Below are 306 nucleotides of genomic sequence, written 5' to 3' on the forward strand. Positions count from 1 at the left end.
ATTGACTTTAGTCAAATTGCTCTTTCAACTGCTCTGGTAAACTTCCCAGATAAAGAAAAAATTAATTTATCGATGGTTCGTCATTTGATATTGAACTCAATTAAGTTTAATGTCAAAAAAGCAAAAACGCTTGGATACACTAAAATTGTACTGTGTATTGATAACGCGAAATCTGGATACTGGCGTCGTGATTTCGCTTATTATTACAAGAAAAACCGTGGAAAAGCACGAGAAGAATCTACTTGGGACTGGGAAGGTTATTTTGAATCCAGCCATAAAGTTATAGATGAATTGAAAGCTTATATG

At 33.7% G+C, this 306-nt stretch carries 1 pseudogene; it reads left to right on the top strand.

What is annotated here, in order from left to right:
• Positions 1-306 (top strand): annotated as a pseudogene (locus BRSPCE3_RS35960) (RnaseH); the annotation flags it as partial.

The organism is Bradyrhizobium sp. Ce-3, assembly GCF_022835695.1.
Classification (GTDB): Bacteria; Pseudomonadota; Alphaproteobacteria; order Rhizobiales; family Xanthobacteraceae; genus Bradyrhizobium.